The sequence below is a fragment of the Arthrobacter alkaliphilus genome (assembly GCF_021483235.1).
GTDB classification, from domain to species: Bacteria; Actinomycetota; Actinomycetes; order Actinomycetales; family Micrococcaceae; genus Arthrobacter; species Arthrobacter alkaliphilus.
Map to the genome: position 1 here is coordinate 1 of NZ_JAKEEC010000035.1, position 21,101 is coordinate 21,101.

A 21,101-nucleotide genomic window follows, 5' to 3' on the forward strand; every position below is an offset into this window, starting at 1 on the left:
GCTACGACAACGCGATGATGGAATCCTTTTGGTCCAGCATGCAGATCGAGCTGTTGAACAGGAAACGCTGGAAGACTCGCACCGACTTGGCCAACGCGAACCCATCCCAAACAGCCTGAGACTCATTCTTCACGGGGTAACCAATCCCTGGGGCAGGTCAAGGAGTCAACAAAACCGGGGGCAGTCCCAATTCTCGCATGTCCAGACTACCCACCTGGTGGCCGTGCCACCCACAGCGACAACAGTACTCTGGATGTATCAACTAGAACTTCCCCGGTCGCAAGTCATGAGGGGAAACTCTATCAACCGACGCCAGGCGAGCAGGGGCCTTTAGACGGTCACAAGAATGCGACCGTGTTGATGGTCATGGGCCGATGGACCTACGCCGAGCTTTTCGAACATTTGACCAATAGTCGACGAACTATCCAGCCCCAGGTCGGAGAGCCTGGGCCCCGGAGTTGAACCATTTGAAGTCACTACGCCAATGTAGTGCGCGGATCCGTCCGAACTTTCCATGCCGATGGTAAGTGGCTGATGTTCTTCAACACCACTCATAACGCTTTCAATTAGGTCCGACGACAAAGTGGCAATAATCAGCGCATCGTCATATCGGTCGGCGTCTGCATATTCGCGAAGGTTTGGATCCTGATCGAGTTCGTCGCAAATACGAGTGGCTAGACGCCCTCGCTCCTCGCCTCGGAAGTCTTGGCGAGCGCGAACGAAGAACTGCTTGGAATCGATTTCGATAGCCCTCTGGAGGTGGACGTCTATGTCACCGTCAGGGCTGAGGCCGGCAGCCACGGCCAAAGTAAATAAGTCACCCGCGTGAGGGCGCTCGTCATAAGCCGCCACAATCCCTGGGAGTTGCGGGCTCGAGACGGAGCAGGCAAAACCATCGCCCCAAGTCGTAACGATCATCTGCGCGTTATTTACCACGGAGCACCTCCAATGCTTCTTCTTTTGTAAGCCCGATCTGTTTCATCAGTATCTGCTTAACGAGTCCTCCGGCTATTTCCTTCCCCGCATGGAAGCCCCACGTCAGAGTTGGCCGCCCTGGACATTCCAGTCTCTCATGGCTTCCCTTGCCATTACCAGTGGGACCATAACCTAGCCGCTCCAGCAGGCGGCGCAACATTTTGGGATCCATGGACGGAAAGTCACTGCTCCCCATCGCCGACTCCAACCACAGATTCCCGTTTCAAGCCATTTTCCTTACCCCAGTAGCTTGCCGGACGAACCGACGTGCCACTCACGTTACCCGATACAAACTCGTCGGCTCCTGCATAGCACGCAGTCGCTAGCGTGGATTGGATGTGCTGGGTGCGCCTCAGCCGGGACCGGATCGCCGACCCAGGCAAGGCGCAGTCGCCCACTGCCGGGCACCACCGACGCGCCGGAAAACTGGCCAGGGCTGAATGCGGGCGGCGTCCGGCCACAGGTGACAGCTGACACCCAAGGCTTGGACAGCAGCAGCAAGCGTCATGCAAGAAGGTCCTGGAACCGCCATACAGAAACGGACTATAGCGTTCCCAAAAATGCCAGAAGGAGTGCCGCTGGAGGAAAAACGATCCCCCAAGACCCCATCCCTTCCAGTTGGGCACGAGCCCCGTTGCCCTCCGCCAGGGGCACCGCCCCACCGCCCAATCTCTTCCTCTTCACCGGCATCCTGCCGGTTACAGGCAGTGGATGTCAGCCAGACGAATTCCGTCACCCTGACCGGTGGTGTCGTCGAGCTTCACGATGGCGTCCTTACCTTGGGCGAGGGGTGCGGTGATACTGTTGGCCAGGCCCACGGATGAGGCGCCGTGCTCGATGCTGGCCGCCACATACAGCCCTCCCGGACACCCCGCCGCCGCCATGGTCGTGACGTGCACAACGGAGCATTTCAGGTTGCCGCACGAATACTCGGACTTGGGAGCGTACTGGTAGTAGTACGGCCCGGAGAACCGGGTCCACCCTTGGGCCTCCATCTGGGTTCGGATCGATTCGGAGGTACCGGCTTCCTGTGCGGCCTTCTCAGCAGCTTGGGAGGCATTACGGGCAGCCGCATCCTTTGCCTGCTGGGCAGCGCGATTGGCATTGTCTGCCTGGACTTGCGCCCAGAACGCGTCCGAATCTTCCTTTTTCTTCTTGGCGGCGGCGTCGGCTGAGGCTTGAGCGGATGCCTTCGCATCCGCGGCCTCCACGGCCGGGGCGCTAATGGTGAACCACACCGTCGTGCCAAGACCAAGCACAAGGACCAAGGCCACAGCGAGAATAATCAACAGACGACGTCTGGAGTTGCGGGTGCCTGCGGGACCCGTGACCGTTTCAGGCTGGTCCGCTGGCAGATCGTCATTCATGGTTCCCCCATATTGTGAGGCCTACGCCCCGGCTGTTGGATTCAACCATAGCCGCCGGCGCAGGTTGAACCGTACGAAGTATCGATCCTTGAACACGCGTCGCACCAGGTGCTCAAAAATAACCGGAAATGTGAGTAGCCCCGGAGAGAAAACTAATGCACTTCGGCGAACAGGCCGTCTCGGGCCGTGATCGGTCCCCCTTCTGACTTTTCCGGGTACTTTCCATCGGGGAAGCGAGTCTTTCTGCATCTGTTGTCGCGGCTGCTCCAAAAAATAACCGGAAATGTCAGTACCCCCGGAAGAAAAATCGAGACTCTTGCGTCAAACAGTCCGTGTCGGTCCATGGCCGCTCCCCCGTCTGACATTTCCGGTGATTTTTACAGGGTACCGGTGCGCCAGCATCCATAACCTGACAGCAGCCGAAAGCCGCCGAGCCAATGATGACGGACGCACAGAGCATCCCACCTGGCCGGACGGGTCCTCTCCACCGGCCACGTGGTCTACCCGGCAGACCTTGTCTGAGCAGTTGGCAGCTGTAGGAGCTCTTGGAAGAAGCCGAGCAGCATTCCTGCGGCTGCGCGCCGGTCAACGAATTCCTGCCCGCCGAAGCGGTACACCTCGTAGCCGGCCAGTCTTAGCTTGCGGTCCTCTGCCACCATCGCGGCATACAGGTCCGGACGGGGATGACCGTTGAGCGCATAGTGCTGCACGCCGTCCAGTTCGATCACGATGCGGCGCCTGTTAGGCAGCAGCAAGAGGAAATCCATCCGCTGGCGGGTGAGGGTCGCCCCGGTGCCCTTCGTATAGGGGTCGTAGTGCAGATACACCTGCGGGATCAGGGCTGGCAGGTCGAAACCGTACATCCTGTAAAGAGTGCAGTACTGGTCGAACAGGAACTTCTCGGCCTCGTTATCGCCAAGTGAGGCGAGAAGCCGGCGGTAAAGTGCCGTTGCCTCCGCTCGCTCAGCAGCTGCGGGCACCGTTTCCTCCTTGGCCCACCAGGAAACCAATGCCCGCCAGGACAGGCCTTCGGGCGGAAGCGCCCGGTCGTACACGAGGCAATTCTGCCCGTTCTCGCTGATCTCGATGTCGTTGTTCACTGCATCACGCAGGACGATCTTCGGTTTAGGGCCAAAGGCAGCGAAGATGAGGTTCTTCAACGCCCCCGCCACTCCACCAGCCCCTGCCAGCTTCAATACGTGTTCCAGCTCGGCCGTCGGGTACTCCTCCTGCACACGGTGCCCCAGCACGATGAGCTGATCGAGCGAAAGGTCCTTTAGCTTCCTATCCACGTAGCGGAATTTACTGGCCCAAGGGTCCTCGTTCTCCTGCTGAGGTGCAAGACCGAACCGCACGCGCTCCTCGGCAAGCTCGTATGCCTTTACATCGGAAAGAGCACCGGCGACGGCGGTCCTCACAGTTTTCAGATTCGCGGCGGTCGGTAACGCAGGAACCGCGCCGGCCTGGAAAAGAGATGAATAGTAATCATCGAGGTCAGAAGGCTTGTACTGAGAAGTCACACACTAAGCATCTCAGTCACGGGACCTACAAAACCGGGAACACGGCGGAGCCATTTCCATGGTGCCCCCCCCGTTCTGAAGAAACGTCAGGCCGGGCGCTGCCACCAGCCCCGGGAAAAAGAAGGTCCCTCCTCGCCAGCACTGCACCGTCAAGCACGCCACTCACAAGGCGAACCTGATCTGCCGTCCCGCGCACCGAACCATCCATGAGCCAATCCAGCTCTAGGATTACTTCAAGATCTGGGATGGGGGACGGTATGGCAAGAACGGTGTCGCAGCCGACACCTCCGGTCGAGCACTTTGGTGAGCTGGTGTGGCCAGGAAAGTACGGACATCGGCTGACCCGTGAGATGTACGCCATGGTAAACAAGACGTCGTCAACCCGGCTCCCACGGGAGTGGTACACCGACGAGCAATGGGAGTCCCTCGCTTGGGCTTACGAGGATGAGGAACACACCCGGCTCTCCGACGACTTCTGCGCGCGCCAGCGCGAGGCTGGGTTGGAGAACTTCGACTTGAATATGGCCTTCTTCGCCCAGCTGTCCGTCAAGCATTTCGATGATGCGCTCAATGAAATGCTGCGCAAACACAAAGGCCTGCGGCCCGTCGAGAATCTGACCGCCATGGACGGGCAGATAGGTGTCTATGTCATGGTGCTCGACGGGTACAGACAGGCATATATCGGCCAGGCGTGGGACATCCGGAAACGCATCAAACGGCACTGGAGCGGCACCAAGCAGTTCGATCGGCTGATATTCCCCGACAAAGCGACCTCCATCCTGTCGATCGATTCGTTCCGTGCTTTGGACACCACAAGGATCTTAGCTGCAAAGACCACCCGGAGTGATGACTTGGAGTCGCGGCTGGTCAGCACCTTCCCGTCCGATTTCCTGCTCAACAGGGTCCCGGCGGCACCAGAATGATGGGCGCTAGGTTCCTCCCGTCCGAGATCAAGCGCCGGCAGCTGACTCAAAAAGGTAATTCTGCGCCATTCGTCGATGAGGTGGCTCATGCTGATTGAGCGTCCGGTCGAGTTCGCCAATGGGTTCCGCATGCGATGTGAGAAGTGTAACGCCGGCAACTGGCTCTCCGCCGAAGACTACGTCCGAATCCCTGACGCCATGATGAACTGCGCCGACTGCGGGAAAGACTTCAACTTTGGTCCAGCGGTTGTCGATCTGACGGACCCCGAGGACCCCGCATTGAATGACGCTGCCCTTCCGGGCCTTGCGTGGTACCACACGACCACGGATCCTGAATGGCCTCCCAAGTCAGCAAACCGCCGAGCATCCTGGAAACGCTTCGTCTGCGAATTTCCGAACTGCCAAGCGGTCCGCCGCCCATCGAACCAACAGAGGCCTACAACGCGCTCTTGGAGATGGCGGACTATGCGGCCGATGAATGTCTGGGCGGGCTGTCACCAGCTGCCAGAGAGAACTTCCTGCGGTCTCTGAAGCGGCCGCGGCCCGCCGACAGCGACTTGCAGGATTTGGCCTGGCTATCCAAATTCATGGGCCTCGCGGCGCTCCTCACCCGCCCCTGTGAGGTGCAGAAAATCCTTTCAGAACAACCATGGCAGACTCCCCAAACGGAGTGAACAAGACGTTTGCTCCGGATCGAACCCCGGGGTGTCCGCCAACAGTAGAGGTCGTGTCGGCCGACGGAACCGCAATGTCGCTGGAACGAAGCAGGCAGGGCGGAGTGTCAGAAACGGATCGGCACCTTCATTGGCCCGCCGGGGCTGTACGGAGCCAGGATCGTCCCTTCTTCCCCTGAAGACTGGTGCCGTCTCTGTGTCTCAGAACCTACCGCAGCGCCTCGCGGAGCCGTTCGGAAAGGTCACTGAGGGACTCCCGCCACTCCGGCTCCTCGGCGTCGTCCCACAGCTCGGCAAGCTCGGAGTCCTCCCCTGTCACCATTGTGACCGCCTGCACCGCAAGTTCCACGTCCTCAGGGCCGATCTCCGCACCGTGGGCGGCCACCCACGACGCCGCGTTATCGCGCAGGTCCACTGCAGGGTTCCCTTGGGCAGCGGAGGTGATTTCTGCGGCGGCTATGGCGATGCTGCCGTCCGGTGCCGCAACGTATTCGGCGCCGGCGTTCGACAACGCCTCGCGCACTGCCTCCGCTCCCCCGGAGTCGAGGGTGTCCAGCCAGTCCATCGCGTCGTCATTTTCGAAAGGCAAATAACCCCAGGCGCGGGTGATATTGAGCGTCGGGAAGGCATCCTCAAGATCGGCCACCCGGCCTATTGACATCCCATGCCTTGATGCGCGCTCCCCCCAAGCTCTCACACGTGGCAAACTATCCGCATGACCCCGCGCCTGTTCGACCTAAGCTCAACCTGGCACCTCCGGTCCACACCAGACGAAATATGGAAGATTATCGCCGACGTCGATATGAGCTGGCCCAAGTGGTGGCCCAACTGCACATTCGCCGCGCCACTCGTTCGAACCGAAGCCAAGGGCAACTCCCAAGAAGACATCCTCAAGGCCACCACCGCCCACCTCAACTTCAAGGCGTCCCTCGGTTACACCCTCACCATCAGCATCCACCCAACGAATGTGGTCACTCCGAGCGAAATTGATTTCGACGCCGGTGGCCACCTGGAGGGCACCGGCCGTGTCGTCCTCACGCCGGAGGCACAAGGCCAGGCAACCCGGATGGACATCGAATGGCGCGTCCGTCCCACTCAGCGATGGATGAATGTTCTGACCCCGCTAGCGACACCCGCGTTCACGGCCGCCCACTCGCTCGTGATGCGCCGAGGCGAAGAGGGCCTGATCAAAGCGCTAGCAAAAAGGACCTCACAAGCCACAGATTAGACCCGTCTACAAGTTAACTAGCCACGCATTCGCAACGGTTCTACCATGGAATAGGTCAGCCGATCTGGGGAGCTGAGGCCCCAACGTCGAACACGGACTAAAGCAACGGCGAAGGGGGCACCATGAACATCAACGCCGCCCTCGCCGCGAGCCTCGAACGCCAGGAGACCGCAGGCGAAGAAGCCTGGGCAACCACCTTCCGTCAGATGGCCCTGTTCGACCTCGCCGCCGACATGGAGCTTGGATTCTTCCTCTCGTACTACCGGAACTTTGCGATTCCCAGCATCGCCGCAGCCCTCCACACGAACGCGGAAATCCAGCAGCGTCCCATGAAGCGCTCCTACGACACCGCCATCGTAATCTACGAGCTCATCTCCAGTGGCTTGGACAGCGAGCGCGGCAAGGCCATGGTCGAATTGCTCAATCGCGTCCACCGCAACGTCCCCGGGAGCAAAGACGACTTCCTGTACGTGCTGCTCACCCTCTTGGTGGTCCCCATCCGCTGGATCCAGCGACATGCCTGGCGCCAACCCACCAGCTCAGAGCTTATGGCCGCTACACGCTTCTTCAGCGAGCTCGGCACGCGGATGAACATCACGGGCATGCCTGCCAGCTACGCCGAAGCCGCAGTTTTCTTCGATCGTTACGAGGCCGCGAACATCGCTCCGTCGGACCACGGCCAGCACCTCATGGATGCTACCGTCCAGGTCTTCCAAAGCCGCCTGCCCGAGCCCCTGCGCCCGCTAGCGAAGCCGCTCATCAGCACCATGCTCGACGACGACCGCCTCACCGCCGCGCTGGGCCTCCCCCGCGCAAACGTGATATCCCGCACGGCCCTCAAAACCGGGCTCAAGCTCCGGAACGCAATCACCCGACGTCGTCCCTTGAACCAGCAGCCGCATTTCACACCCGGCAAGGCCGGATCCTCCCTATACCCCGATGGGTATTCCCCGGACCAAATCGGCCCGGTCAACGTTCCGCACTCCCCCGCTCGGGTCGGCAATGAACTACCGTGAGGCCCGCAAACTAGCGAGGAAAGCCGAGCACAGCTTCGGCCTGCCCAACGATGCCACGCTCCGCTTCATACGGGAAAAGCTGGAATTGCAACGTGGCCGGCCGATCGTTATCGGCGAACTCCCCGAACTAGCCAAGGAAGAAGTATGCGGGGTCTGGATTGTCTGCGTGGACCGGGACGTCGTCCTCCATGCACCGACCAAATCCGACTGGCACCGGCAGCAGATCATCCTCCACGAATTCAGCCACATGATCCTCGACCACGACCGCGATGGCGTCAACAGCGAACTGCTCAAAAGGCTCCTTCCCGACCTGGACGGCGAACTGGTGCTCCGCGCCCTCGCCCGCAGCAGCTACACCGACGACGCGGAACTCACCGCGGAGGCCTTGGCCGACCAGCTCGCGACACGGATCATCAACAGCAAGGCCGGCACATTGCCCGAGCCGCTGGCGTTCCGCAAAGTGTTCGGCTGATGGAATTCATCCCGGCCGCGACCCTCTGGGTCCTGACGGTTCTCCGGCTGCCGGCCGCTCTCGACCCGCACCGCGGCAGTGTCTTCCGCGCAACCATCCTGGCCGCAGTCGCCTGCACCCTCTACGTCCCGTCCGTCTATTACACCGTGGATCCCCTACTCGGCGGCCGAAACCGCGTGGGCCTCGTCACCCTCCTCTCGCTACTCCTTGGGTTTTGGCAATTTCGTACGGCAATTCTGCAGGCCGCCGTCTCGGACGAGAAAGTACGACGTCGGCAACTCACCTTTGGTCGTTGGGCGACGGGAGTTGCCTGCGCGGCCGTGACAACGGGATTCGTCACAAGCCGCACTAATGTCACCGACCCCAATCTTCCGCTGACATACGGCGACCAATCCGGCATGGCTGTATTCCTCTGGGCAGGTTCCGCATTCATCGTGTGGATCTGCCTCGACATCGCACGCGTGTGCCGCAATAACCTCCCTCGAATGCATGCACCGTCGTTCCGCTCGGCGTTCCTTCTTATCGCCATCGGGTGCATTCTTTTCGCCTTGGTGCTGCTTGATCGGCTCCTCTACGGTGCAGTAACCAAGCTGGAACCAGCGGATAGTATGGCGGCCGCGATCCTCACGGTCCTCTACTGGATTGGCGAAACCTTCGCGGTTGTTCTCGTCAGCGTGGGGCTCCTTCTGCCACGACTATCGGGTCCGCTCAGTCACGGCACGTTTGGACTCCGCGCCCGTCTACTACTCCTGGAAATCAGGCCGATCTGGAATCGTGTGGCGTCAGGCCAGCACGAACTGATCCTCGAGAAACGACGCGCCAGCAGACTGATTGCACTCAGCCCCCACGCCGAAACACAACTTCACCGCCGACTCGTCGAAATACGAGACTGCGAAATGGCAAGCCCAACAGCCGCCGAGCGACTCGATGCCCGGGACCGTTCCGTCGTCGAACGCGCCGAACTCGCCCTCGAAATGCACTCCGGCGCACGTCCCACGCTTTAATAATTCAACGCACGCCGGCGCTGCCCGGTAGTCATGCCGTAAGCGGCCATCCCGACCATGAATGAGCAGATGCATCTTTGCTGTTTGTCATTCTGATACCTGATCGTCGCTGGGCGGGTCCTGCGCGCAACCAGGGCGCTGCGCGCCGCTCGCAGTCCAAAACTTCGTTCGGCGCTCCGTTGTCGCTTATTTCCTCTCGAACTTTTGGACCCGCTCCCGGTTCCCCAAGTTGCGCTCCGGTCCCTCATGCCAGCGGTGGATCCCCTATCAGAACGACGCCGAAAACTGACGGACAGCCCGTCATAGGTCTCGTTCAAGGAAGAGGATCATGGAAACGCTAACGATCAAAACCCCCGCCGATGTCCTGAGCTTCATCGGCCACACCCTCGGCTTCTGGCCACACGAGAGTCTGGTGTGCGTCACCATCGACACCAACCGGATTGGCGCCACCCTGCGGGTCGATCTTCCCAAGCACGAAGGCGGCGAACTCGCCTACGCACGCACCGTCGCCGGCTACCTTGCCAACGACCCGAACGCGACCAGCGCCCTGTTCGCCGTCTACACCACGGCTGCCCCCGCAGACGGTCAGAATAAACCATATGGGGCGATGATCGCAGCCCTTACCGGCGCTCTCGCCGAACGTAACATCACCATTCGCGACGGTCTCTTGGTCGGCGACACGACCGTCTCACCGTTCGACGATGACCCCAGGCTTCCCGATGCCCTGCCGTTGTCGATGATCGACTCCAGCGAAATCAACGCCGAACTTGTCTACCGAGGAAGCGCCGTCGCACCAACCGGCCGGATCACACTCCCAGCATCGCAGAAAGAGACAGCGATGCTCGACGACGTCGAGGACCACGTCACGTTGATCGGTCGATCCTACGAGCCCCACGCTATTGAAAAAGCAAGGACTCTCTGGTCGGACATTCTCGAAGCGAACACCTACCCAAGCGATGAACAGACCGCCTCCTTGATCGCCAACTTCCAGTTTCCCGCCATCCGCGACCAACTCATGGCAGATATCCCCGGAGTCAACGGCCCCATGGAACGCATCCTGCTCGCCCAGACCCCAGGCAAACCACAATGGTCGCGCGTCACATGGGCCGAACAAGTACTGCTCCACGCCTACACGCACGCCAGCACCAAACACTCCGCTCCCATACTCACCGCCATCGCCTACATCAACTGGTGGGAAGGCCGCGGCAGCAAAGCCCACCAGTACCTCGAACTCGCGCTGGAAGCAGACCCCGGCTACCGCTTAGCCAAACTAAGCGACCAACTCATTGGCAACGGAGTGATCGCAGGCTGGAACACGGACAAGAACACTGCCTATAGGACACAGGGACTTGACGGCTTATGAGCTCCTGTGGACGCGGCTTCGGCGCACGCTCGGGAGTAGGTGTACCGTGCGCCACCTTATTCCTTCTCTTAAAAGGGGTCATTTTGGCGTATTTCAAGACCTTGTAATATCTCTCGAAAATCCGCGGAATCTAGGCGTTTTTAACGCCAGCCACAACCAACAAGCTGTCACTGTTTTTCATCGTTTTCGATGAGTAAACGATGAGTAAAATCAGCTCACCAGCCGGGGTGATTCGGCCCGGAATCCAGCGGCTTTTGGAAGTCTCATGGCACCCGGCGGAGCGTGGTCGTTCATCGTGTTGGGCCTGCCATTTTTCCACGACAGTCGCGAATCATCGACGACCAGCTGCATCTTCTGTTTGGCATCCTGATATCCGATCGTCGCTGGGCGTGCCCTGCGCGCAACCAGGGCGCTTCGCGCCGCTCACTGTCCAAAACTTCGCTCGGCGCTCCGTCGTCGCTTGCTTCCTCTCGAACTTTTGGACCGCTTCCGGTTCCCCAAGTTGCACTCCGGCCCCTTATGCCCCGCGGTGGTCCTCTACCAGGACGCCGCCGAAAACGAATGACCACGGAACGTGCTGCCACCACCCCAGGCTGACGAAACATCCATAATCGGCGCCCGATCCCGGGGCGTCATGTTTCCATGACGGATCCCTGCTTGTGCTCGCAGGCTCGGTGAAAGTAGAACATGCCTGCAACGGCCTTACACCTGCGCTGCTGAGCTGGTAGCCTCGGGTCGGCTCCGAGCGTTGAACCCCACAAGAACCGGCGTCATCCGCTCCCGAAAGCTCATCGTAGGCGCTCGGTCGTGAGGGTGCGCCTGGCTAGGAGGGGTCTTCCAGCTCCCAGTCTTTGACATCCGCCAGAGGAGCGAAGACGGCAGGGTCGAGTTCCCCGAATTCCAGGTTGTTGCGGACAAGGTGCGGCCAGTTCCGGTTGGCCAGGGCTCCCTTGCCCAGCGCGACAACGTCCGCGGAGCCCTCCGACAGCATGGACACCGCGGTATCCGGATCATCGAGCTTACCGTTGGCGATCACCGGCACCCCGGAGTACCGCTTGGCCAGCGCAGCCAGGGTTTCCTCCGCATCCGTGAACGCGGGCTCGGTGGCGCGGTATTCGGTGGTGTGGACAAATTCGATCCCGGTGGCGGCGAGGGTGCCGAAGATGACCTTAGCTTCGGCCACTCCCCCGCTCCACTTGTGGTCAGTGTCGCTGACCTTGGACTGGGAGATGCGGATCCCCACCGACATGTCCGGGCCAACCGCCGCGCGGACGTCCCGGCAGATTTCAGCGGCGAAGCGCACCCTGTTTTCCGGCGAGCCGCCATAGTGGTCATCGCGCTGGTTTAGATAGTCCGTGAGGAACTGGTCCAGCAGGTACCCGTTGGCACCATGGATCTCCACACCGTCGAACCCGGCCTGCTGTGCGTGCAGCGCGGCCGTGACGAAGCCATCCCGGACCTCTTTCATCTGGGACAAGGTGATCTCGGAAGGAACGGGATACGGGCCTGCGCCGCGGTAAAACTCCAGTTGCTCCCCCTTCGGTGCCACCGCAGAGGGTCCCACGGGGGAGGCCACAAACCGGTTCCCTTGGCTCTGCGCCCCCGCGTGCATCAGCTGAGCGAAGATCTTTGAGCCCGCCGCGTGGACGCCGTCGACCACTTTCGCCCAGGACCGGGCCTGTTCCTCCGTCGCTATGCCCGGCTGGAAGTGGTAGCCCTGGCTGTGGGCGGTGTCCGGGTAGATGCCTTCCGTGATGAGCAGCCCGAACCCTCCGCGCGCGAACGTCCGGTAGTAGGAAGCCATTCTTTCCGTGGCATGCCCGTCCTCGGTTGCGCTGATCCGTGTCATGGGAGCCAGTGCAACCCGGTTGTCCAGCTGGGTGGCGCCGATCCGGGTGGGTGACCAAAGCGGGGAGTAATCAGTCATTTAAAACCTTCCTTGGGAGTGTTTGGGTATTGCCAGGTCAGTCAGCATTTCAGCCGTTCGTGCGGGCAGGCCCGCATTGGCTGGATCGGCTGCGTACGCCTGCCGGCGTCTTTGCAGACGGTCCACAACGGACGCGTCAGTGAAACAGGCGCGCACAGCGGACCACAGTTCTTCGAGGGTCTGGCACTGCGTGGAGGCCCCGGCGGGGCCTGTCATCATCCAGCCGTCCGCGAGTGCCGTCACCTTCGGAGCTCCCGGGAGGCCGGTGCAGATCGTGTTGACCGTGGCGGCCACGATCAGGTGTTGTCGCATGGTCCGCGCCGGTCCCAGCGCGGGGTCGGCAACGGTAGTCCTTCCGCAGGCACCGCACATGTCGATCCTTTTCCTTACGGCATGACGTCGCCGGAGTTGGGCCCCAGCGTCTGTCCCACAAACAGGTTTCCGCCCGGGTCGCTGGCCAGCAGCACGGCAGCCGGGGCCACTTCCTCCGGGCGCCCAAAGCGCCGGAGCGGCAGCTCGGCGCGCTTCGCGGCCTTCCAGCTTTCCGAAATACCTTCCACCAAGGGCGTCTCGATCGGTCCCGGCGCGATGCAGTTGACCAGCACGTTGTCGACCGCCGTTTCCAGGGCAAGGGCCTTGGAAAGCCCGACGACGCCGGCCTTGGCCGCGCTGTAATGGGTCAGCCCCACGCCGCCCTTGATGGCCAGCTGGGAGGCGATGTTGATGATGCGGCCCCACTTCCGTTGGCGCATCTCCCCCACCACCTCCCGGCAGCACAGGAACACACCGGTCAGGTCCACCGTGAGGGTCTCGTTCCACAGGGCCAGGGACATGTCTTCCAGCGGCGATTCCGTCAGCAGGCCCGCACTGTTGACCAGGATGTCGATGCTGCCCAGCCTGCCCCGGGCCTCGGCGAAGGCCGCCCGCACGCTGGCTTCGTCCGCAACGTCCACGCGGATGGCACTTTCCCCTCCGGCGCGGTCCAGCACGGCTACCCGGTCTCCGTTATCCAGAAAGGCCTCGGCGATGGCTTTGCCGATCCCGCTGGATCCGCCGGTGACCACCACCCCGCGCCCGTTCCCGGCTTGGGCACTTCCGGACGCCTGGTCGGCAGCTCGGGTGAATGTGTTCATGGTGTCCTTTCCTTATCTGTGCGCCGTCAGGCGCGCATCTTCACGGTGAGGCCGCCGTCGACCACCAGGGCCTGCCCCGTGACGTAGCGGGAGTCATCGGAGGTGAGGAACCCGATCACGCTTGCCACTTCCTCCGGTTTGCCGACCCTGCCCCACGGGATGTCGTTCCCGGCTCGCTGCAGCCCTTCGGGCCCCAGCGAATTCACCGGGTCCAGGGACTGCGGGGTTTCGATGAGGCCGGGGATCACGGCGTTGGCACGGATCCGGCGCGGTCCGAGTTCCACGGCGACGCTGCGGACCAGGCCCAGGACGCCGGCCTTGGCGGCGGCATAGTGGGCGTGTTCCTCCCATCCGTATACCCCGCCCGCGATGGACGAGACCGCAACCAGCGCGCCGCCGTCGGTCATTCTCTCCGCCCCTGCGCGCAGCGTGCGCAGCACGCCGGTGAGGTCCACGTTGAGCATGTCGTGCCAGCGTTCGTCCGTCATCTGCCCCAGAGGGGAATTGCGGAGGATGCCGGCGTTGGCGATGGCGTAGTCCAGCCGGCCGTATTCGTNTTCGTCCGTCATCTGCCCCAGAGGGGAATTGCGGAGGATGCCGGCGTTGGCGATGGCGTAGTCCAGCCGGCCGTATTCGTCCACGGCCCGCTGGGCCAGGGCGTCTACGGATGCGGTGGTGCGGACGTCCACTTCGTGGATCACCGCCGCACCGTCGGCCTCCTTGACCAGTCGGAGGGTTTCCTCCGGGTCGTGGGGATCTCCGGGGAAGGTGCCGATGACGGATACCACTCCCTTGCGGGCGTAGTGGACGGCGAGGGCGCGGCCGATGCCGCTCGCGGCGCCGGTGATGATTGCGACTTTGCTAGGCGACGTCATGCGGGTGGTCCTCCAGGAGGGCTTCAGCGGGGGGCTTGGTGGCGATCATAAGCAGTCCGGAGAACAGTGTTCCCACGGCTCCAACCCACAGCGCGGCAGGCCCGGTTCCGGCCCCGGCTGCTGCAGCCGTGAACAGTGCGCCGCCAAGGATCACGCCGGGCTGGCTCATGGCACCGATAAAGGAGGTTCCGGTGGCCCGGCAGCTGACCGGGTAGCACTCGGCCATAAAGTACTGGATGGCAGCATACGGGCCCACCAGGAAGAAGAGGCCGGCGCCGTAGGTGAGGATGATCATGAACGGGCTGGTGGCGATCGGGCTGAGCATGATGGTGAAAGAGATGCCGGATAGGATCCAGCCGCCGATGATCGTCCGTTTGCGGCCGATCTTGTCCCCCAGCCAGCCGTGGAAGACGTAGCCGAAGTAGGCCAGCATGTTGATGACGATCAGCATCCAGAAGGCATCCGAGAGTTCAACGCCCTTGGCGTTCTTCAGGACTGAGCTGCCCAGGATGCTGAAGATCATGATGCCGAAGAAGTTGAAGATCCAGGCCAGGGAGAACACGATGGTGTTCCGGCGCAGGTGCGGCTCCCAGATGCGCTTGAGCGGGGCTGCCGAAGAGTGCTCGACACCGTACGCGTGGGCGAGCGTGTGTGCGTCCTCAGATTTTCCGCTCTTCTCAAGCTCTGTCAGCTTGTGGTGCAGTTCAAACTGGGGCGTTTCCTTGAGCTTCCTGGAGATGACCCAGACGATGACAGCGGCCGGAATGGTGGCCATCAGGTACAGGGCTCGCCATCCGAGGGAGGGCAGGAAGACCAGAGCGAGGGCGCTGGCCAGCAGGAAGCCCAGCGGCCATCCGCCCTGGATGAAGGAGTAGTGGAATCCGGGGCGCTTGCGCTTATCGGCCACCTCGGTGACCTGGTAGACCTCGTTCATGTAGGTGGCGTTCACGGCCTGCTCGGAGAATCCGAGTCCGCCGAAGGAACGGACCAGCACCAGCAGGCCGTTGCTCAGGAGCGGGATGCCGGTGGGGATCAGTGCAGTCAGGCCGGAGACTACTGCGGTCCCGCCGATAGTGGTCATCATGCCCTTGCGGCGGCCGAGCCTGTCGATGACGGGGCCGATGCCGAAGCAGACGACAGCGGTTCCGACGGCGATCCACGTGTTGATGGCGTAGGCTTCCGTGGCGGACCAGCCGAATTCCTGCTGCATGGCGGGCAACAGGGTACCGAACAGGCCGTAGTCGAAGACAGCGACGGTCCAGGCGAGCAGGGCGAGTACGGTTGCGGTGGTGGTGTGGCGCTTGGAGAAGACCGGGAAGCGGCGCTTCTCGTTCGGGGCCGGTTGCGTCAGGTCGACGGCGGGCTGCTGGATGGTCATGACTGGTGTTCCTTTCGGGGAGATCGTGCGAGGAAGGAGTCGGCGATCTGGTCAAAAGTGCACCAGCTGACGCCCTCGTGGGAGTTGATGTGTTCGATCAGCCGCTCAAGCATGAGCAACACCTGCGGGCGGCCGGAGACGTCCGGGTGGATCGTCATGGTGAAGACGGCCTGGTCCATTTCGCGGTAGACCCAGTCGAACTGGTCCCGCCACATTTCTTCGATGTCGCGGGGGTTGACGAACCCGTGCGAGTTCGGGGCGGCCTTGATGAACATCATGGGAGGCAGGTCATCGAGGTACCAGTTGGCCGGGATCTCCACCAAGTCCGTTTCCTGCCCGCGCACCAGCGGCTCCATCCAGGTCTGAGCGTCCTTGGTGTAGTCGATCTTTTTCCACGAGTCCCCGACACGGACGTAGTACGGCTCGAAGTCACGGTGCATCAGCGAGTGGTCGTACTTGATGCCCCGTTCAAGGAGAATCTCGTTGGTCACGGGCGAGAACTCCCACCACGGCGCAACGTAGCCTGTGGGCCGTCGGCCCGAAACCTTTTCGATCAGTTCGATGGAGCGGTCCAGGATGGCGGTCTCCTGTTCCCGGGTCATGGCGATCGGGTTTTCGTGCGAATACCCGTGCACGCCGATCTCGTGTCCGGCGTCCACGATCATCTGCGTCAGCTCGGGGAAGGTCTCGATTGAGTGACCCGGCACGAACCAAGTGGCCGGGAGGTTGTATTTCTGGAACAGGCGGATCAACCGCGGTCCCCCCACTTCGCCGCTGAACAGGCCCCGGCTGATGTCGCACGGGGAGTCCTCACCCCCATACGAGCCGAGCATGCCTGCCACTGCGTCTACGTCTACGCCGAAGGCGACTTGGATGTCCTTTGCCATGAGATGTTCCTTTCAATTCGTTTAAAACCGGGGTTGTTCTTGGATGTCAGGCGGAAGGTTCAGGAGGCCTCCCCCGCTGGGTGAAGATTTCGGTGATCCGCTCCCGGTCGGGGTTGATCCTGAGCAGGAGGTTGAGCAGGATCAGTGACTGTGATGGCCGGAGGTGGCCCGAGCCAATGGCCCCGGCGGCCCGGAGGTCTTCACCGCCCCCGCCGGCCCCGTAGATGGGCACCACAGGTCCGCCGTCCACGCGGGTGCTGGTGATCAGGACGACGCCGGTCGCCACCGCGGCGGCGACCTCGGAACAGAGGCTGCGGTTGGCATTGCCGCTTCCGGTGCCTTGGAGGACGATACCTTCCGCTCCTGCTTCCAGGCTGGCGTGCATCAGGGTGGCGTCGGCGCCGGGATAGGAGGCAACGAGGTCCACCCGTGGGGAGCGACCGCCCACTTCGGGCAAGGGCAGGGCCTCGAGCCTGCTGCCAGTGCCCGCCAGTGCAACTTGTCCCTGGTCCGATATCTGGCCAAGTATCCCAAAATCAGGGTTCGCAAAGGCATTGAGCCGAAGAGTCTGGCTTTTCCGGACGCCGGCGGCCGGGAAGATGATGCCCGCAAACTGCACCATCACACCCTTTCCCCTTCCCTCTTTCGAACCCGCGACCGCGATGGCCCGGGCCAGGTTGTCCGGCCCGTCCGGAGCGTCGGAGTCCGCTGCCCGTTGGGCGCCGGTGAAGACAACCGGCCGCTCGTCGCCGTGGGTCAACTCCGCAAGGTAGGCGGTCTCCTCCATGGTGTCCGTCCCGTGCGTCACCACCACCCCCAGGACCTTGGGGTCCCTGAGGACTTCCTTGATGGTGGAGCAGATCCTCAGCATGTCGTCGAACGTCAGCAGGTAGGACCCCTTCTGGAACACATCCAGCACCCGGACGGGATGGGACACACGTGAGCCGAGGGCATTGAACACCTGCTCGCCGGTATCGGAGGCGACGGCGCCACCGGCACGGGAGGACCGCGACGAGATGGTTCCTCCAGTGGCCAGCAGCACGACGTGAGAGTCGCTAACAGTCATTTCAGCTCCGGGTGGTTACTGCGCGGTCTGCAACCCAATCGATTGGGTAAACTTTCACGGAATGGGCGTTTGCAAAAGGCGGGCGGGCCGGCGCCGGGGGTGGTGGCGCCGGAGAGGGATTCTGGGATCAACTACCCAAACGTTTGGGTTGCGTTGAAACATGACTATAGGATGTGAAGCGGGTCACGTCAAGGGCTGACTACCGGCCTTGCTAACAGACCTGGGCGGCAGATTCGGGCTACAGTGGCCCCGGTGGGCAGGAGAAGGACATGAAAGAAAAGGCCGACGGCGGCCGCGCGGTCACGCTGAAGGATCTGGCCCGGGAGCTGGGCATCCATCCGTCAACCGTCTCCCGGGTCCTGCATTCCGGTTCCGATGTGGCCAAGGGGGCCGCCTCGGCCGCCACCGCGGAGCGCGTCCGTGAACTGGCCCGGAAGCTTGGCTATTCCCCCGACCCCCAAGCCGCCAGCCTTCGCACCCGGCGGACCAAACTGCTCGGCGTCATCGTCCCCCGGCTTTCGGACCTGGTCCTGGCCATCATGTACGAGGGCATCGACGAGGCCTCGGCCGAGGTGGGCTACTCCGCGTTCGTGATGAACTCCCGCGATGATCCCGAAGAGCAGCGGCGAAAGATCGACCTCATGCTGGCGCGCCGCGTTGACGGCCTGATCATTGGGGACGCGCACCTTGACGGCGGCCTCCTGCAGGAGCTGACTGACCGGAAGGTCCCGTTCGTGCTGATGAACCGCCGGGTGCCGGGCTACCCGTCCGCCACTTGCGACGACGTCGCCGGCGGCGAGCTCGTTGCCAGCCACCTGTGGGAAATGGGCCATCGACAGGTGGCGGTGATCGCCGGCGAACGGTACGCCAGCACCGCCGTCGACCGCACTTCCGGCTTCGTGGACCGCTGGCGTTCCCTCGGCGGCACCATCTCTGACGATGACGTGGTGTGGTCCAGGTTTGACACCGCCGGCGGCCGGGAGGCGGGGGAAGAGATCCTCGCCCGCGGCAAGCCGCGCCCCACGGCCATCTTCGCCGTCAACGATTTCGCCGCCATCGGAGCGATGGGGGCCTTGCGCTCCCGCGGCCTCACAGTAGGTGAGGACGTGGCCGTGGTGGGATACAACGACACCTCCCTGGCGGCTGAACTGCCCATTCCGCTGACCTCGGTCCACTCCCCGATGGCGGACATCGGGCGGACGGCAGTGCAGCTGATCCAGGCCGTGCTCAGGGGCGACAAACCCGAACCCGCACAGCTGAAGCCCACGCTGTGCGTGCGGGAAAGCAGTGCTGCCAGGGCGTCGGCGGAAGTGGCCGCGACCTAGGTCCCTGGGGCCTCGATCCGCAATGCCAGCAGGCAGGTGGCGCGGACTTCGCCGCCATCCAGGTCTACCCGCAGCAGCTCCTCGATCTTGCGCAGCCTGTCGGTCAGGGTGTTGCGGTGGATGAAGAGTTCCCTGCAGGTCTCGCGGGTGTTCCCGCTGTGGCGCAGGTACGCCTGGAGCGTTTCCCACAAGGCGGTGCCGCCGTCGGACACGTCTGGGGATGGCATCCATGGACGTAAAATTGGGTATGCATCCTCACGGTCCGGGCATTCGTTCGGATCGCCATGCACGCAAACACTCGTGCGTTGTGGCACGACCGGAAGGACCCCATGAAGGTTTACGGGAAACCCGTCGACGAGCAGACGCGCTGCGTCCACTATCGGACCGATAAGGACATTATCGCCATCAAGTTTCGTTGCTGCGGAAAGTACTATCCGTGCTTCCGGTGTCATGAAGAATGTTCTGACCACGCCGTCAAGGTCTGGCCGGAGGGCCAATGGCAGGAGCGGGCGATTCTCTGCGGCGTCTGCCGGACAGAGCTGACCATTGCGGAGTACCGTGCAAGCAGCTGCTGCCCGTCGTGCTCGGCGGAGTTCAACGAAGCCTGCAGGAATCATGCACATCTTTATTTCGACGTCTCGTCCAAGGATGCGGTCTCCGAAAGGTCGGATTCGAGGCCGCGGGCTGAAATGGCGTCGCCGATGGCTTCGGCAGTCTGGATCAGCCCGACGATAACGGGCACCACGATTTCATAGCCGGCAGCCTTTTGGCCGCGGGCCAGAAATGCTTCCCGTGCCATGGTGATCGACGATGACAGAAGCGGAACTGCCCGCAGCGTGAGTGACAGAACCAGGCTGGCCCGCCAGGGGCTGATGCCGACATGACGCAGCGGTTCAAGCATCTTGCCGAAAAAGTCCAGCATGTCACCGCTGCGGGTGGTGTATGTCAGCAGGCTCGCCAGCAGAACGGCGACGAGCATCCGGATCCCGAACACTGCCCCATGCTGCAGGGTGTTGAAAAGCATCTGGGCTGCGACCGTCAGCACCATGAACGGGACCACGGGCCGCACCGCCGCCCACGCTAACGGTGGCCGAATGCCAGCGAACGGGTAAAGCAGCAGGCTGAAAAGCAGGATCCCACCCAGCGCATACGGATTCTCCACGAGGAAGACACCTGCAAGAACCAGAAACAGCAGCAGGAATTTCACGGACGCCGGCGCCCGGTGCAGCACGGAAGCACTTTCGATGTAGAGGCCCATCATCGGGGGATGCCCTCCCTTTTCCGAGAACCGATCAGATGCCGGTAAGCGGCAACGGCCTCCCGGGGCAAGCCGTCGAAGTGAACCTGCCCCCGGTCCATCACTATGACGCGGTCGAAATCGTCAATGATATCCAGATGGTGGGTCATCAGAATGACCTGCTGACTGAGGTGTCCGAGGGTATCAAGGAAGATCTGAACATTGTGCAAATCAAGGAGGGTGGTCGGTTCATCACAAATCAAAATGTCCGGTTCTGTGACCAAGACGGAGGCCAGTGCGAGCATTTGCTTCTGCCCGCCGGATAACAGGTGCGCCGGGTGGCCGGAAAGTCCCGATAACCCGTAACGGTTCAGAACCCCGGCCACGATGTCCGACTTCTCCGGCTTGGACAATTTTTGTCCCCGCAACCCAAGAGCGACGTCCTCGGCAACAGTGGGCATGATGATCTGGTGATTAGCATCCGAGAACATGAACCCGACTCGGCGACGCACCCGGGCAGGGTCCTTACGCGTGTCCACGCCATCCACCAAAACGGAGCCCTGCTGAGGGACCAGCAAGCCGTTGAGGGTGCGGGCCAGGGTGGACTTGCCACTGCCGTTGGCCCCAATGAAAGCGATCCGATGTTCGTGAAGATCGAGACTTACCTCCTGGAGCACCTGAAATCCGGTGAAATCGTGGCTGACGTCTTGCAATGAAATCATGCGCGCAAC

General features: G+C 62.2%; 23 protein-coding genes and 1 pseudogene. 9 read left to right on the top strand and 15 right to left on the bottom strand.

Going from position 1 to position 21,101, the window contains the following annotated elements; genetic code table 11:
• Positions 1-330: 330 nt before the first annotated feature.
• The 4 genes from L0B83_RS18155 to L0B83_RS18165 form a co-directional block, all read right to left on the bottom strand.
• Positions 331-936: a hypothetical protein gene (locus L0B83_RS18155; RefSeq protein ID WP_234759959.1), complete on the bottom strand. Its 606-nt coding sequence runs from the start codon at positions 934-936 to the stop codon at positions 331-333.
• Positions 926-1,171 (bottom strand): type II toxin-antitoxin system HicA family toxin, encoded by a 246-nt coding sequence (locus tag L0B83_RS20045; protein ID WP_372461219.1) that lies wholly within the window; start codon positions 1,169-1,171, stop codon positions 926-928. Before L0B83_RS20045 ends, L0B83_RS18155 begins: the two co-directional genes overlap by 11 nt.
• 502 nt (positions 1,172-1,673) lie before the next feature.
• Complete coding sequence (locus L0B83_RS18160; RefSeq protein ID WP_234759961.1) at positions 1,674-2,342, bottom strand: flagellar basal body-associated FliL family protein; 669 nt, start codon at positions 2,340-2,342, stop codon at positions 1,674-1,676.
• 500 nt (positions 2,343-2,842) lie between these two features.
• The gene (locus L0B83_RS18165; RefSeq protein WP_234759962.1) at positions 2,843-3,862 is read right to left on the bottom strand and encodes a putative endonuclease domain-containing protein; all 1,020 of its coding nucleotides are present in this window, start codon (positions 3,860-3,862) and stop codon (positions 2,843-2,845) included.
• Positions 3,863-4,119: 257 nt separating this feature from the next.
• Here L0B83_RS18165 and L0B83_RS18170 point away from each other — a divergent pair, with 257 nt between their 5' ends.
• Both L0B83_RS18170 and L0B83_RS18175 read left to right on the top strand, forming a co-directional pair.
• Complete coding sequence (locus L0B83_RS18170) at positions 4,120-4,785, top strand: GIY-YIG nuclease family protein (protein ID WP_234759963.1); 666 nt, start codon at positions 4,120-4,122, stop codon at positions 4,783-4,785.
• Between the two features lie 335 nt (positions 4,786-5,120).
• Complete coding sequence (locus L0B83_RS18175) at positions 5,121-5,459, top strand: hypothetical protein (RefSeq protein WP_234759964.1); 339 nt, start codon at positions 5,121-5,123, stop codon at positions 5,457-5,459.
• A 208-nt stretch (positions 5,460-5,667) separates the two neighbouring features.
• On the opposite strand, the gene L0B83_RS18180 is transcribed toward L0B83_RS18175, so the two are convergent.
• Complete coding sequence (locus L0B83_RS18180; RefSeq protein WP_234759965.1) at positions 5,668-6,120, bottom strand: DUF4259 domain-containing protein; 453 nt, start codon at positions 6,118-6,120, stop codon at positions 5,668-5,670.
• Positions 6,121-6,174: 54 nt separating this feature from the next.
• On the opposite strand from L0B83_RS18180, the gene L0B83_RS18185 reads away from it, so the two are divergent.
• From L0B83_RS18185 to L0B83_RS18205, 5 genes are all read left to right on the top strand, one after another.
• Positions 6,175-6,687, top strand: a complete 513-nt coding sequence (locus L0B83_RS18185) for an SRPBCC family protein (RefSeq protein WP_234759966.1) — start codon at positions 6,175-6,177, stop codon at positions 6,685-6,687.
• A gap of 122 nt (positions 6,688-6,809) precedes the next feature.
• Positions 6,810-7,703 carry an oxygenase MpaB family protein gene (locus L0B83_RS18190; RefSeq protein ID WP_234759967.1) on the top strand — a complete coding sequence of 298 codons (894 nt, stop codon included), beginning with the start codon at positions 6,810-6,812 and terminating at the stop codon, positions 7,701-7,703.
• On the top strand, positions 7,690-8,175 hold the full coding sequence (locus L0B83_RS18195) for a hypothetical protein (RefSeq protein ID WP_234759968.1): 486 nt from the start codon (positions 7,690-7,692) through the stop codon (positions 8,173-8,175). Before L0B83_RS18190 ends, L0B83_RS18195 begins: the two co-directional genes overlap by 14 nt.
• Positions 8,175-9,179: a hypothetical protein gene (locus tag L0B83_RS18200; RefSeq protein WP_234759969.1), complete on the top strand. Its 1,005-nt coding sequence runs from the start codon at positions 8,175-8,177 to the stop codon at positions 9,177-9,179. Before L0B83_RS18195 ends, L0B83_RS18200 begins: the two co-directional genes overlap by 1 nt.
• A 328-nt stretch (positions 9,180-9,507) precedes the next feature.
• On the top strand, positions 9,508-10,542 hold the full coding sequence (locus tag L0B83_RS18205; protein WP_234759970.1) for a DUF4192 domain-containing protein: 1,035 nt from the start codon (positions 9,508-9,510) through the stop codon (positions 10,540-10,542).
• A gap of 823 nt (positions 10,543-11,365) precedes the next feature.
• On the opposite strand, the gene L0B83_RS18210 is transcribed toward L0B83_RS18205, so the two are convergent.
• The 7 genes from L0B83_RS18210 to L0B83_RS18240 all read right to left on the bottom strand — a co-directional run bounded on the left by L0B83_RS18210 (position 11,366) and on the right by L0B83_RS18240 (position 17,808).
• Positions 11,366-12,469 carry an oxidoreductase gene (locus L0B83_RS18210; RefSeq protein ID WP_234759971.1) on the bottom strand — a complete coding sequence of 368 codons (1,104 nt, stop codon included), beginning with the start codon at positions 12,467-12,469 and terminating at the stop codon, positions 11,366-11,368.
• Positions 12,470-12,781, bottom strand: coding sequence for a hypothetical protein (locus L0B83_RS18215; RefSeq protein WP_234759972.1), 312 nt, complete (start codon positions 12,779-12,781; stop codon positions 12,470-12,472). It abuts the gene before it with no gap.
• Between the two features lie 74 nt (positions 12,782-12,855).
• Positions 12,856-13,602 (bottom strand): SDR family NAD(P)-dependent oxidoreductase, encoded by a 747-nt coding sequence (locus L0B83_RS18220; RefSeq protein WP_234759973.1) that lies wholly within the window; start codon positions 13,600-13,602, stop codon positions 12,856-12,858.
• A gap of 26 nt (positions 13,603-13,628) precedes the next feature.
• Positions 13,629-14,477, bottom strand: a complete 849-nt coding sequence (locus L0B83_RS18225) for an SDR family NAD(P)-dependent oxidoreductase (RefSeq protein ID WP_234759975.1) — start codon at positions 14,475-14,477, stop codon at positions 13,629-13,631.
• Entirely contained in the window at positions 14,464-15,855 is a 1,392-nt protein-coding gene (locus L0B83_RS18230; RefSeq protein ID WP_234759976.1) for an MFS transporter, read from the bottom strand. The genes L0B83_RS18225 and L0B83_RS18230 overlap by 14 nt, the downstream gene beginning before the upstream one ends.
• Positions 15,852-16,742 carry a polysaccharide deacetylase family protein gene (locus L0B83_RS18235; RefSeq protein ID WP_234759977.1) on the bottom strand — a complete coding sequence of 297 codons (891 nt, stop codon included), beginning with the start codon at positions 16,740-16,742 and terminating at the stop codon, positions 15,852-15,854. Before L0B83_RS18235 ends, L0B83_RS18230 begins: the two co-directional genes overlap by 4 nt.
• 46 nt (positions 16,743-16,788) lie before the next feature.
• Positions 16,789-17,808, bottom strand: coding sequence for an asparaginase (locus L0B83_RS18240; RefSeq protein WP_234759978.1), 1,020 nt, complete (start codon positions 17,806-17,808; stop codon positions 16,789-16,791).
• A gap of 269 nt (positions 17,809-18,077) precedes the next feature.
• Between L0B83_RS18240 and L0B83_RS18245 the strand changes: the two genes are divergently transcribed.
• Entirely contained in the window at positions 18,078-19,133 is a 1,056-nt protein-coding gene (locus tag L0B83_RS18245) for a LacI family DNA-binding transcriptional regulator (protein ID WP_234759979.1), read from the top strand.
• Here L0B83_RS18245 and L0B83_RS18250 read toward each other — a convergent pair.
• Positions 19,130-19,360 (bottom strand): PucR family transcriptional regulator, encoded by a 231-nt coding sequence (locus L0B83_RS18250; protein WP_234759981.1) that lies wholly within the window; start codon positions 19,358-19,360, stop codon positions 19,130-19,132. The two genes, L0B83_RS18245 and L0B83_RS18250, sit on opposite strands and share 4 nt — an antisense overlap.
• 102 nt (positions 19,361-19,462) lie before the next feature.
• On the opposite strand from L0B83_RS18250, the pseudogene L0B83_RS18255 reads away from it, so the two are divergent.
• Positions 19,463-19,678 (top strand): annotated as a pseudogene (locus tag L0B83_RS18255) (CHY zinc finger protein); the annotation flags it as partial.
• Between the two features lie 80 nt (positions 19,679-19,758).
• On the opposite strand, the gene L0B83_RS18260 reads toward L0B83_RS18255, so the two are convergent.
• Positions 19,759-20,394: an energy-coupling factor transporter transmembrane component T family protein gene (locus tag L0B83_RS18260; RefSeq protein ID WP_234759982.1), complete on the bottom strand. Its 636-nt coding sequence runs from the start codon at positions 20,392-20,394 to the stop codon at positions 19,759-19,761.
• Positions 20,391-21,092, bottom strand: a complete 702-nt coding sequence (locus L0B83_RS18265; RefSeq protein WP_234759984.1) for an energy-coupling factor ABC transporter ATP-binding protein — start codon at positions 21,090-21,092, stop codon at positions 20,391-20,393. The genes L0B83_RS18260 and L0B83_RS18265 overlap by 4 nt, the downstream gene beginning before the upstream one ends.
• Positions 21,093-21,101 lie beyond the last annotated feature (9 nt).